The sequence below is a fragment of the Embleya sp. NPDC008237 genome, assembly GCF_042956465.1.
GTDB lineage: Bacteria > Actinomycetota > Actinomycetes > Streptomycetales > Streptomycetaceae > Embleya.
The window spans coordinates 261,347-272,735 of sequence record NZ_JBIBGL010000016.1 but is presented as its reverse complement, the minus strand read 5'-3'; the positions used below and the strand labels follow the sequence as shown (position 1 = coordinate 272,735).

13 protein-coding genes are annotated in these 11,389 nt (G+C 70.2%); 9 read left to right on the top strand and 4 right to left on the bottom strand.

Translation table 11 applies throughout. The features are described from left to right. Positions 1-974, top strand: a 974-nt coding sequence (locus ACFZBU_RS35575) for a M28 family peptidase (protein ID WP_391587859.1), incomplete at its 5' end; no start/stop codon positions are given. Between the two features lie 166 nt (positions 975-1,140). Next, positions 1,141-1,785 carry a MepB family protein gene (locus ACFZBU_RS35570; RefSeq protein WP_391587858.1) on the top strand — a complete coding sequence of 215 codons (645 nt, stop codon included), beginning with the start codon at positions 1,141-1,143 and terminating at the stop codon, positions 1,783-1,785. A 21-nt stretch (positions 1,786-1,806) separates the two neighbouring features. Here ACFZBU_RS35570 and ACFZBU_RS35565 read toward each other — a convergent pair whose 3' ends face one another. Then, positions 1,807-2,313 carry an SRPBCC family protein gene (locus ACFZBU_RS35565; protein WP_391587857.1) on the bottom strand — a complete coding sequence of 169 codons (507 nt, stop codon included), beginning with the start codon at positions 2,311-2,313 and terminating at the stop codon, positions 1,807-1,809. A gap of 63 nt (positions 2,314-2,376) precedes the next feature. Here ACFZBU_RS35565 and ACFZBU_RS35560 point away from each other — a divergent pair, with 63 nt between their 5' ends. From ACFZBU_RS35560 to ACFZBU_RS35530, 7 genes are all read left to right on the top strand, one after another. After that, positions 2,377-3,087: a TetR/AcrR family transcriptional regulator gene (locus ACFZBU_RS35560; protein WP_391587856.1), complete on the top strand. Its 711-nt coding sequence runs from the start codon at positions 2,377-2,379 to the stop codon at positions 3,085-3,087. Between the two features lie 260 nt (positions 3,088-3,347). Then, positions 3,348-3,758 (top strand): hypothetical protein, encoded by a 411-nt coding sequence (locus ACFZBU_RS35555; protein ID WP_391587855.1) that lies wholly within the window; start codon positions 3,348-3,350, stop codon positions 3,756-3,758. Between the two features lie 13 nt (positions 3,759-3,771). Beyond that, on the top strand, positions 3,772-4,656 hold the full coding sequence (locus ACFZBU_RS35550) for a hypothetical protein (protein ID WP_391587854.1): 885 nt from the start codon (positions 3,772-3,774) through the stop codon (positions 4,654-4,656). Between the two features lie 379 nt (positions 4,657-5,035). Further along, positions 5,036-5,569 carry a hypothetical protein gene (locus ACFZBU_RS35545; protein WP_391587853.1) on the top strand — a complete coding sequence of 178 codons (534 nt, stop codon included), beginning with the start codon at positions 5,036-5,038 and terminating at the stop codon, positions 5,567-5,569. A 15-nt stretch (positions 5,570-5,584) separates the two neighbouring features. Continuing rightward, positions 5,585-5,710, top strand: a complete 126-nt coding sequence (locus tag ACFZBU_RS35540; RefSeq protein ID WP_391587852.1) for a hypothetical protein — start codon at positions 5,585-5,587, stop codon at positions 5,708-5,710. Between the two features lie 201 nt (positions 5,711-5,911). Then, complete coding sequence (locus tag ACFZBU_RS35535) at positions 5,912-6,856, top strand: MerR family transcriptional regulator (RefSeq protein ID WP_391587851.1); 945 nt, start codon at positions 5,912-5,914, stop codon at positions 6,854-6,856. Between the two features lie 229 nt (positions 6,857-7,085). Continuing rightward, positions 7,086-8,231, top strand: a complete 1,146-nt coding sequence (locus ACFZBU_RS35530; RefSeq protein ID WP_391587850.1) for a hypothetical protein — start codon at positions 7,086-7,088, stop codon at positions 8,229-8,231. A 45-nt stretch (positions 8,232-8,276) separates the two neighbouring features. Here ACFZBU_RS35530 and ACFZBU_RS35525 read toward each other — a convergent pair whose 3' ends face one another. The 3 genes from ACFZBU_RS35525 to ACFZBU_RS35515 form a co-directional block, all read right to left on the bottom strand. Beyond that, positions 8,277-8,639 (bottom strand): cupin domain-containing protein, encoded by a 363-nt coding sequence (locus tag ACFZBU_RS35525; RefSeq protein ID WP_391587849.1) that lies wholly within the window; start codon positions 8,637-8,639, stop codon positions 8,277-8,279. A 236-nt stretch (positions 8,640-8,875) separates the two neighbouring features. Further along, entirely contained in the window at positions 8,876-10,408 is a 1,533-nt protein-coding gene (locus ACFZBU_RS35520) for a hypothetical protein (protein WP_391587848.1), read from the bottom strand. 134 nt (positions 10,409-10,542) lie between these two features. After that, positions 10,543-11,385, bottom strand: coding sequence for an alpha/beta fold hydrolase (locus ACFZBU_RS35515; protein ID WP_391587847.1), 843 nt, complete (start codon positions 11,383-11,385; stop codon positions 10,543-10,545). Positions 11,386-11,389: the final 4 nt, after the last annotated feature.

Sequence of the window (11,389 nt, the reverse complement as noted above, 5' to 3'; positions counted from 1 at the left end):
AGGCCAACCCCACCCTCACCAAGCACGTCCGCTTCGGCTGGTGGGCCGGCGAGGAACAGGGCCTCCAAGGCTCCCAGTTCTACGTGGGCCAGCTCGGCTCCACGCAGCGTGCCGCGATCAAGGGCTACTACAACTTCGACATGGTCGGCTCGCGCAACGCGGGCTACTTCATCAACAACATCACCTCCACCACCGCCGGACCGCTGAAGGCGTACTGGGACACGTTGAACCTGCGTCCCGAGGAGAACGTCGAGGGCCAGGGCCGTTCCGACGACTACTCCTTCCAGCAGGCCGGCATCCCCACCTCCGGCTACGCGGCCGGTGCCAGCGCCACCAAGACGCAGGCACAGGCCACGAAGTGGGGCGGCACGGCGGGCGCCTCGTACGACTCCTGCTACCACTCCGCGTGTGACACCACGTCCAACGTCGACGCCACGGTCCTCAACCGCAGCGCCGACGGTATCGCCTACGCGATCTGGAAGACCGCGGTCGGCGGCACCACGCCCGGCCCCGACTTCTCCATCACGACCGTCCCGGCGGCCGGCACCATCCAGCTCGGCGGCCAGGGCACCGCGACGGTGAACACCACCACCGTGAGCGGCACGGCGCAGACCGTGACGCTGACCTCGAGCGGCGCCCCGAACGGCGTCGGCGTGAGCATCAACCCGACGTCCGTGCAGTCCGGCTCGTCGGCCACCGCGACCATCACGGTCGCCGCGAACACCACTCCGGGCACCTACCCGATCACCATCACCGGCACCGGCTCCGTCGTGCACTCGACGACGTACACGCTGACCGTCGGTAGCGGTCCGGGCAGTTGCACCGCGCCCGCGTGGGACGCGAACTCGATCTACACCAACGGCAGTGTGGTCTCGTACAACGGCCACACCTACCGCGCCAAGTGGTGGACCCAGGGCGAGGAACCCGGGACCACCGGTCAGTGGGGAGTGTGGGTCGACCTCGGCGCCTGCTGAGTTGATCCGCACGTAAGTTGGTCCCCGACTTCCCCGATTGTGATGCCCGGTAGGCCGCAGGATGGCCTGCCGGGCATCACACCGTGCGGGGCCGGGCGGGCGACCGCGGCCGACCGCGCGGGGTGCCGCCGCCGGCTTCGCGGGCCGATGCCGGCAGGATGCCGGAATGACCACGAACCCCGACCATTGCGACGTCGCCGGGTCCGGGAGTGGGTCCGAGTCCGGTTCCGGGTCCCGGTTCGAGCCCGGTTCCGGGTCCCGATCCCGGCCCGAGTCCGCAGGCGTCCCCTGGCCGGTGTCGCTGCCCGCCGACCTGCTCGCGGCGAAGGCCCTGGTCTACGACCCGAACGGGTTCGTGTGCTCGACGCCGGTGGCCGAGCCGGAGAGCGCGGAGTACGGGGCCCACGTGTTCACCGTCGACGGTGCCGAGGTGCGTTTCCGGATCGCCGGGACCACTCCGACCAAGGTCGGCCAGTTCGTCACCCTGTGGCAGCGCTCGGCGGCCGGCCCGATCGAGCCGCTCGCCGCCGAGGATCGGCTCGACCTGGTGGTGATCAGCTCCCGGCAGGGCGAACACTTCGGGCAGTTCGTCTTCCCGAAGGCGGTCCTGCGCGAGCGCGGCATCCTCTCGGTGCGGGGCGGTGGCGGCAAGCGCGGCTTCCGCGTCTACCCGCCGTGGGTGAGCACCACCAACCGGCAGGCCGACCGGACCCGGGCCTGGCAGCTCGACCACTTCCTCACCGTCACGGCCGAGGCGTCGCCGGATCCGGCCCGCTGCCGGGCCCTGTACCACCCGTACGCGGCGCGGTAGCCGGGCCGGCCCCCCGGCGGGTCAGGGGGCTCCTCCGCACGCGGCCCTGAGCCGAACCAGCGTCGTGCGCATGCCGTGGCGATTGCGCGCGGCACGCTGCGCGGGCGGGGTGCCGGTGAAGACCAGGCCGAGCACCTCGGCGACCCGACGGCGCCACCCGTCGCGGCGAAGATCGTTCCAGTACTCGGTCACCACCGTCCCCTCCTCCGCCGGCGTCAGGCGGTAGCCCCAACGGGCGATCGGCAGGCCGAACGAGGTGACGTCGAAGGCGAACTCCCGGCCCGGGTCGGCCGTCACGATCCGGCACGTGGTGAACCAGACCCACGGGCCCCGGCGGTTGAAGCCGACGAAGCTTCGGCCGCGGGGCCGGATCGCAAAGACTTCCGGGCTCCATTCCTTCATCCGCCGCACATCGGCGACCACCGCATAGACCGCCTCCGGAGGAAGCGGCACGGTCAACGACTCCTCGATCTCCCAGACGCGCCCACTCGTCGCCGGCGGGCCGGATTCGTGCTCCTGAGGCTCCATGCCCGCCACGCTAACACCGAACGCAACGCAACGTCGCGTTGTATTTCGAGGTAATCTCCCGGCATGAAGAACGAGCAGCACACGGCGGACCCCGCTGCCACGAGTCCCGCCGTCACGGGCGGCGACGGTTCGGCCGACCGAGACACCGGCGACGCCAACCGCGGGAGCGGCGTGCGCACCGGGAGCGGGCCACGCAAGTCCCGGGAGATCTTCGACGCCACCCTCGACCTGCTCGCGGACAAGGGGTACGAGGGCCTGACCATCGAGGGCGTCGCCGAACGATCCGGCGTCAACAAGACCACGATCTACCGCTGGTGGCCGTCCAAGGGCGCCCTGCTCGGCGCCGCCCTCACCGGCGCCGGTCGGCTCGACTTCCCGCTGCCCGACACCGGCAGCCTCCGCGGCGACCTGATCGCCCTCACCGACGGGATCGTCGGGCTGCTGACCGCCCCACCCACCGCCGACATCGCCGTCGCCGCCCTCGGCGCGGTCACCCACAGTCCCGAACTCGCCGAGCACACACGGGCGTTCTTCGCCGACCGACTGGCCCGCGAACGACCCCTCTTCGAACGCGCCGTCGCCCGAGGCGAACTCGCCCCCGACGCCGACCCGATGCTCCTGATGGACCTCCTGGCCGGTGCCGCCTGGCTGCACCTGGTCTTCCGCCGCCTCCCGGCCGACCCGGACTTCGCGTCCCGCACGGTGGACATCGTCCTCGACGGCACCGCCACCGCCCCGGGCGCGCGTCGCCCCGCGTCGAAGGTGCCTCGGTAGTCGGGCCGTACATCCTCCGTGTCCACCGGCCCGGGCATCGGGTACCGCGGTGCGCCGGCCCCGCCGCGTGGCGGGAAGTTGTTCCTCCGCTGCCGCGACCGCGTCCACCGCGTCGGATTTATCCAATACCGGAGAGCCACGGCGACAGGAGGATCGGATCGCTTCGGGGGAACGGCAGCGTCGGTGACGTTGTCGCGAGGCATCACCTTCCCTCTCCACGGGCGCGAGCCCGTACCCGAGCAGAGAAAGAGATGAGACTCATGGCGAAGAACCGAGCACGCCGCCGCGCGCTCCTGGCGGTTGCGGCCGCGGGCATCGGCGCGTCCACCCTGGCTGTCGCGCCCGGTGTCGCGAGCGCGACGCCCGGTGGGTACTGCGGTACGTACAAGGCCGGATTGAGCAGCCAGCCGACCAACGTCAAGACGGTGTTCACCAAGCAGCCGCCCGGCTGCAACGACTTCAACCTGACGTGGGTGGACCACTCCGCGTCCTACGGCGCGGCCTACTGGGACAGTTGGGGCAACCCGCACATGTCCAACACGCGGGCCCAGTGGCACAACGCGAACTCGAACTGGTGCCAGCCGATCATGACCAACGTGTCGACCGGCACGAACATGATCGTCATCAGTGGTGACGGCGGCGCCGGGTACAACGTCCACGTCAACCTGTAGGCGTCCCGCGCACATGCCCACCCACCTCCTGCGCGGGGGGCTCCGGTTGGTCGGAGCGGCCGCGGCTCTGGGCGTGCTCGGCGCCTGCGGTCCGTCCGGCGCCGACGGCCCGTCAGCCGACCCGACCTTCTCCCCCGACGCCGTCGTCGGCGTCCAGGCGCTGCACAGCCTCTTCCCCGCCAGTTCCGCCCAGTTCAACGACGGCGTGCGGTACACCCGGTTGCGGCAGGCCCTGCAGGCGACGGCTCTCGCACGCTGCATGACCGAGGCGGGCTTCACGCCGGACCCGGCCTCCGGGTACGACGTGCTGATGACCGTCAACACCGTCGACTTCCCCGACCTGGACCGGATCGCCGCCACGAAGGCGTTCGTGCCGCCGATATCCGTCGACTTTCCCGGCAAGGCGGAGGACCCCCTGCGAACGGCGGCCCGCGACAGGTGCCGGCCGGTCGCCGGCGCCCTGTTCAAGGTGCCGGGCACGTCCACCGACCTGGCCGACCGGTGGTGGACGGGCATGCGCACGATCCAGGCCTCATCGCAAGTACGGGCCACCCTGCCCGGGTTCCGCGCCTGCATGGTCGAAGCCGGCGCGCCCGCCGAGCAGATACCCGTGACGTCCTCGCTCGACGCGTTCGGAAAGTTCCTGGCCTGGGAGGACGGGATGAACACCCATGCCGCCTCGCCCGCCGCGATCACCGAGAACAACGAGCGCTGGGCGCCGGTCTTCGCCGAGTGCGCACGGCCGGTGATGGCCGTCCTGGAGCCGCTGGCCCTGGAGAGCCAAAAGGTCTTCCTCCGAAGGAACGGCAAGCGGATCGAGCAATTGGTCGCCCGGTCGGACGCCGAGGTGAAGGCGGCGCAGCGCACCTACGGCACTCAGGCCCCACTCTCCGGCTGACCGGGCCTCCTCCGGATCAACGACGGGCGCGCTCCTCGGTGCGACCCTCGGGGCCTTCGCGTTCCGCACCGTGGACGTCGTCCTCGACGGCGCCTCGCCGCGCAGCGGGCCCGACAGGCATCGACATGCGGTCCGGTAGTCGGTGGACACCGAGTACCTTCTTCCGAGGAGCACCGACGAACCGGTGGGGACCGCGTTACCGTCGGCGCCCGAGGGGGGAGATGTCATGCCAGGGGTTCAGGACGTGGACGTGGTGCTCGGGTCGGGCGGATCGGCCGCGCGGTTGGAACACGCAGGACTCGTTCTCGTCAGGGGGCGAACGCGAACTCGCGTTCCGTACGCACATGTTCGTGCAGTCCTGGTGGAACCCTCACGAGACGTGTGCATCACCCTCCACGAGGGAACGCAGTACCGCACCCCCGAGGACAACGCGGCCGCGTCGACCGCGTTCGCCGACGGACTGCGCCGGCGCGTCGCGGCCGCGGGCACGCCCGGGCCGGCCACTCCCGCGGTCTCCGTCGAGACGGTGCCCGCATGGAGGCCGGACGTCTCCGGGCGCCGAGTGCGCGTCATCCTCTGCCTGGTGCCGTACTTCGCGATCCTGATCACACTCGGGGTCACGGCCGGCGGAGGACACACCGTCGAGTTGACCCTCGCAGGATGCCTCAGCCTCCTGTCCTTCCTCTCCCTGTCGTTCTTTGCGGACACCACGCGTGACCGCTACCACCTGCGTAAACGCGGAGTCACCGTGCGGGTCCCGATCAGAAGCGGCAGGGTGTCCAACCGTCGTTACCGCGTGTGGAGCCAGCGGTTCACCACGGTCGACGGCCGTACGGTAACCGCCGGCGTGCCGCTCCACGCGCCGCAAACGACCGCGGTCGGGGACCTGGTGGACGTCCGCTATGACCCGTAGGCGCCGGAGACACGGGTGCGGATCGGTGACGAACGCGGCCGGTTGTACGGCACATTGCCCATCGCGCTCGTCTTCGGCATCCTGCTCGCCCTCCCCGTCGTCATCGCCGTGGTCAAGGCGATCGCCGAGATCCTGCGCTGAACTCCCCACGCCCGTCGACGCCGTGGACGAAGGAATGCCGGTGTCGTGGCCATACCCGACCTCGGGTGGCTGCTCGATGGAGTGGCACGTCTCGTTGCTCGCCGTCGACAACCCGATACTGCTCTGCGACTGCCGAGAAAGGGTCCCGAGGCGGGCTGCGCCGCTTGACTCTCCAGTGGCTCGAGACAGGAGGGTAGGGGCATGGACGGTGCGACTCTCTACTCGATCGGGGAGCTTTCCCGACGGACCGGCTTGTCGGTCACGACGATCCGGTTCTACTCCGATTCGGGCGTGGTGGTACCGACCGACCGAACTCCCGCCGGATATCGGCTCTACGACCTCGACGCCCTGCTGCGACTGGAACTCGTACGCACCTTGCGCGAGTTGGGCATGGACCTCGCCACGGTACGACAGGTGCTGAACCGCGAACGCACGGTGGCGGACGTCGCCGCGGCGCATGCCGACGCGGTGGACGTGCAGATTCGAATCCTGCAACTGCGTCGGAGTGTCCTGCGAGTCGTGGCCACGCGCGGGTCCAGTCCCGAGGAGACCAATCTCATGCACCGACTCACGCAGCTGTCGGGTGACGAACGCCGCCGCCTGATCGATGATTTCCTGGACGACACGTTCGGCACGGAGGCGGTGGGCGCCGACCCGGTGGTCGAGGCGATGGTCCGCTCCGCCACGCCCGACCTCCTTGACGACCCGTCCCCCGAACAGGTCGCCGCATGGGTGGAGATCGCCGAACTGGTCGGCGACGCGGACTTCCGGGCCCGAATGCGGCGGGCGGCCCCCTACCAGGCAGGCCGACGCACGCTCGACATCGAGACCGAAGCCGGAGACGAACTGATGCAGTTCACCCGCCGGAGGGTCGCCGCGGCCAGGGAGGCGGGCATCGAACCGGCCGACGAACAGGCCGCACCCATCGTCGACGACCTGGTACGCCGATTCGCCGAAGCCCTCGGCCGAACCCCCGACCAGGCCTTCCGCACGTGGCTGGCCCGGCAGTTCAAGCCCGCCCACGACCCCCGGGTGGACCGCTACTGGCGGCTCGTATGGATCGTCAGGGGTTGGCAGCTGATCCCGGCCCTGCTCCCGATCCATCCATGGCTGATCGAGGCCCTGCAAAGCAACCACGACGCGTGACCGCCCCCCGGCCGGCCCGACCTCGTCGCGGTCGGGCCGGCCGGGGCCCGTCACGGCTGCGCGCCGCCGCAGCCGGCCCGCTTCGACACGAACGCCGAGCGGGCCGGCGCACACCGTGCGTCGGGTTGCGACCGAGGCACGACGGGCGTGTGCTGGAAGAGCGGTCACTCGTGCCCTTCGACGGCCGGCTCCTCGGCTGCGGGGCGCTCGCGCGAAAGGTAGCCCGGCCATGGTCCAGCAGTGCTTCACGCCTTCGCAGGCAGGCGTCCACATCCGCCTCACGCAGGTGTTCGGGCGAATCGCCGAGTGGTTCATCAGGCAGGAGTACTGCCTGGCCAAAGGCGGATGCAGCGAATTCCTCACGCTGCCCGGTGGGCCGCAGACGGACTTCTTCGACGAGAACGCCGGCACCACCCGCTGCCGCTACCTCGCCGCCTTCCTGAAGTTCCACCACCCTGCGCTGGACGAGATCTTCGTGGCGCAGACGTGCGAGATCCGCAAGCGCGATGACGACGACGAAGGGGAGAAGTTCCCGGTACCGGACATCATCACCCACGATCCGGCCGCCGGACGGCGGGAGTTCTACGAGGTGAAGCCGAACTCCCAGTCGAGCAAGAGCAAGGGCCGGGTCAAACTGAATGCCTTCCAGGCCATGGTGGACTTCCTGCGCACCACCTCGGTGCCGACGATGAAGTACGACCGCGGCACACTCTTCGACCCGGACCGGAGCATCCTCCTGTGGGACGGCACCTGGTTCGGGTCGCCGGTGCAGGTCTTCTTCCACTTCTTCCGCGAGGAGGAGGGGCTTCTCGTCTACGAGGTCTGCGTGAAGGTCACCGGCCAACTCCTGGCCGAGGTCTTCGTCAAGGCACTCATCAAGTTGGCCGTGCTCGCGGTACTGAGCCTGTTCGTCCCGGTCGCGGGCGGCGTCGTCGTTCTGGCCGAGAACTCGCCGCTGGAAGACAGCGTCGGCAACGGAGGCGGCAACGGCACACAGGACACACGCTACGTCCAGGCCCTGCTCAACGACTGGCGTGGCAACAACGGCCGCGGCCTGATCGGTCTCGACGGCCTGGTCGGCAACGAGACGATCGGTGCCATCACCGACTTCCAGACCACGGTGACCCACATCGTCGACGGTCGCGTCGACGTCGGCGGGGCGGCGATGACCGCCCTGGAACAGGCCCACGTCGACCACGCCTTGGTCGGGGCCGTCCGTACCGAGATGGACCAGGTCGGCACGGACGGGCTCACCGCGTACATCCTCAAGCCGGACCCCGACGGCCTCGCCGAAGGCCAAGTCGAAACCGACCTCGTCACCGCGGCCGGCCAAGCGGTGGCCCAGTACTTCACGGAACTCCACGCCGAGGCATGACGTAACCTTCCGCCCAAGCCACCCGGCCCTGGCGTTCGATACGCACTATCGCTTGGCGTAGTCGCCGAAGCCGGCCCAGTCGAGCACCACGCACGGCTCGTCACCGACGACCCACGCGTCGTGTCCGGGCGGGCAGACCATCAGGTCTCCGGCTCCGAACTCCATCTCCTCACCGTCGTCCATGACGATGTGCATCCGTCCGGAGAGCGTCAAGCCGACATGCGACGCCTGACAACTGTCGGTCCCGGCGATCGGCTTCACGTGCTCCGACCAGCGCCAGCCCGGTTCGAACGTGCCCCGACCCACCGGAATGGCATTCAGGGAAACCAGATCGACCTTGCCCTTGTCCGCTTCGAACGGACGTGTTTCCTCGGGCGATGCGAAATTCTTACGGACGAGACCGGTCATGGTCTCCTCCTCCACTCGGGAGGCGTCGATCGCGGCCGAGCGTCGAACGACCAACCGCCGACGCCTCGCAGATATGTGAAAACTCCCCCGCACCCCAACGCTACGTCCCTCCGGAGAACCAGGCGACCTTTTCCACCTGCGGTCGGTCGGGCACTCGGACCACGACAAGGGGGTCGTGAAGCGTCATGTTGTCCGCATACAGGGCTACATGCTCAGGCTGGTACAGGCCGACGTGCTCACGACGGTTCGTGGTGCCGGTTCTCCGCGCTCGTGATGTCGAGTGCTCCGTCGTGCAGGAGGAAGTGGCGGGCCGCATTGTCGTCGACTGTGACGAGGGGCCGGCTCGTGCCCCGGAACGCCTCGGTCTGCAACCGAAAGCGGGCGGGGTCGGCGCCCCGGACGGCGCGTAGACGCCAGGGGATGTCCGGGGCGCTTTCGGAGCGGGGCGGCAAAGCCAGATGTACGAGGGCGAAGGCACTCTGGCTGGTGTCGTAACGCGTGTGTGCCGCGGAAAAGGAAGCCAGTCGGAGCTCGACCTGCGGTGCATCGGACAACGCCGACGGACCCGGGGCCGGGGCCGGTGGTGCGTCGGCGGCCGGATTTGCTCGGGCCTGGTCACGGAGGCCGGGAAGGAACTCCGGTTGGTGGGCCGTCTCCGGCAGCATCGCGGCGAACCAGTCGGCGAGATCCGGCCCGCCGCGCCGCGCCCAGGTCTCGATCAGTCGGCGGAAGGCGGCTTCCCGGCGGTGGGGCACGAGGTGCGCGCCCGCGGCGAGGACTGCCTCGCCTGCTCCGGCGAAAGCAGCGTGGATATCGAGCACGGGGACCCGGTGCGCGTCCTCGGCATACCGGACCATACGAATGTCCAGCATCGCGCGGTGGAGGAGGGTCGCCGCGGCGACGGCGTTGTCGCCCAGGCGTCCCCTCTGCGGAGAACCGGCACGGGATGGCCGGCCGTCGCGGGGCGGTGTGCTCGTGTCGGCCCGGCGTCCGGCTGCGGACAGGTGCCACCAGCGGTCGTCCGGGCGGACGTCGGCCGACGCCGCGCTCAGCGCGCCGCGGGCTCCAAGGTCGATCGACACTCCGTCCGGTTCCGCTCGAAAGGCGGCGCCCCGGGCGTCGTGGGAATCGAAGCGAATCTCGGTGACGTCGCGCAGCCGGATGTCCAGTGTCGCGGTGTCGGGAGCGGTGCCGTCGTCGACGGAATAGGAACGAGCGACAGCCAGTACGAGAGCGCCGTCGAGACGGTTGCCGGCCCGCTCGACCCGCAAGTGCCGCACCTCGGCCGACGGCAGGTCGTAGTCGGCGGCCAGACTCCCTGCGATCTGCGCCGTTACGGCCGTTACCGGGGCCATCACCCGTCCCAGATAGTCCCGACCCGGCGCGTACGGCGTCGCGGGCGCCGGCAACCAGTCCAAGGAGTGTCCGGCGACCGAGGCCTGTTCGAGCATCCAGGCCCGTCTCTCCTCACCGAAGCCGGCCATCCATTCCAACGCCGCCATGGCACGACGCTCACGGCCGCCTCGCGTGCCGGCTGTGACCGCCCAAAACAGCGGGAAGGTGTTGTTGTCCCATACGTCCGCTGCCACGCGGATCGTCTCCCGGTCGAAGCACCGGGCGTCCGCGGCGGCGGCAGCGATCTGCACCAGCGAGCGATCCAGCAGCGCCACCAACACGGCGACCGCTGAAGGCGGGTGGCCCGCCGCCACTCCAGGCAGCCCGCCCGCGCTGAAACGGCGCCGTGGAAGGGAAGTACCGAGCCTGTGCATGACCAGGATCGTCGCACGACCCACGAGTGGCGGCAGGCAGGAGGGGCGGCCTTGGCCGCCTACCCGGCCGTATCCGGCCTCCGACCGGAACTGCTGCTGCGTGCAGGATGCGCCCGCGCGGCGTCCGCCGTCCTCTAGCCGAGTGCGAGCATCGCCTCGGTGACCTCGTCGATCGCGGCTTCGGGGATTGCGGTGGCGGCCTTGTCGAGGACGAGCAGCCGTGCGCCGGGGATTTCGCGCGCGATCGCCTCGCCGTTGCCGACGGGGAAGAACGGGTCGCGGCGGCCGTGGACGACGAGGGTGGGGACCTCGATCTCGGGCAGGCGCTCGCGCCAGCGGGGTTTGCAGTCGAGCCCGGCGAACACCATGCCCATCTGGTTGGCCATCTGGACCGGTGGTGCGGTGCCCTGCGTGCGGTCCCAGATACGCGCGGCGATTGCGCGGGCGGCGACGGGGTCGTTGCCGAGGATCTCCGCGCCGGCGGCGGCGAATTCCGCTACCGCCTCGCGGTCGCTCCAATCGGGCATCGAACGCGCGAACAACCGGCTCATCGTCGCCTGGTCGTGGTCGGGGAGGTCGTCGTCGGGCGGGCCGGGGGCAACCGCGCGGGTGCCGACCAGGGTGAGCGCCGAGAACGCGCCCGGGTGGTCGAGCACGGCCACCTGGGCGACCATCCCGCCGACGCCGATTCCCGCGAGGTGCGCAGGTCCCCCGCCGAGCGCGCCGACAAGGGCCGCCGCGTCGGCGGCGAGGCTGCGCAGGGTGTAGGCGGGCGCCTGTGGGTCCTTCGTCGTCGACTCCCCGCTGTCGCGCAGGTCGTAGCGCACCACACGGCGCCCGCCGGCGGCGAGGCGCTCGCACAGCGCGTCGGGCCAGGAGAGCATCGTCGTCCCGCCCGCGAGCAGGACGAGTGGCGCGTCTTCGTCGCCGAACGACTCGATGCCCAAGGCGATGTCATTGGCGTTGACAGTGGTCATCGGA

Excerpts from the sequence above, each read along its gene's own strand:
- ACFZBU_RS35570 (WP_391587858.1), top strand. The coding sequence starts at position 1,141 with ATGACCACGAACCCCGACCATTGCGACGTCGCCGGGTCCGGGAGTGGG.
- ACFZBU_RS35565 (WP_391587857.1), bottom strand. The coding sequence starts at position 2,313 with ATGGAGCCTCAGGAGCACGAATCCGGCCCGCCGGCGACGAGTGGGCGC.
- ACFZBU_RS35560 (WP_391587856.1), top strand. The coding sequence starts at position 2,377 with ATGAAGAACGAGCAGCACACGGCGGACCCCGCTGCCACGAGTCCCGCC.
- ACFZBU_RS35555 (WP_391587855.1), top strand. The coding sequence starts at position 3,348 with ATGGCGAAGAACCGAGCACGCCGCCGCGCGCTCCTGGCGGTTGCGGCC.
- ACFZBU_RS35550 (WP_391587854.1), top strand. The coding sequence starts at position 3,772 with ATGCCCACCCACCTCCTGCGCGGGGGGCTCCGGTTGGTCGGAGCGGCC.
- ACFZBU_RS35535 (WP_391587851.1), top strand. The coding sequence starts at position 5,912 with ATGGACGGTGCGACTCTCTACTCGATCGGGGAGCTTTCCCGACGGACC.
- ACFZBU_RS35530 (WP_391587850.1), top strand. The coding sequence starts at position 7,086 with ATGGTCCAGCAGTGCTTCACGCCTTCGCAGGCAGGCGTCCACATCCGC.
- ACFZBU_RS35525 (WP_391587849.1), bottom strand. The coding sequence starts at position 8,639 with ATGACCGGTCTCGTCCGTAAGAATTTCGCATCGCCCGAGGAAACACGT.
- ACFZBU_RS35520 (WP_391587848.1), bottom strand. The coding sequence starts at position 10,408 with ATGCACAGGCTCGGTACTTCCCTTCCACGGCGCCGTTTCAGCGCGGGC.
- ACFZBU_RS35515 (WP_391587847.1), bottom strand. The coding sequence starts at position 11,385 with ATGACCACTGTCAACGCCAATGACATCGCCTTGGGCATCGAGTCGTTC.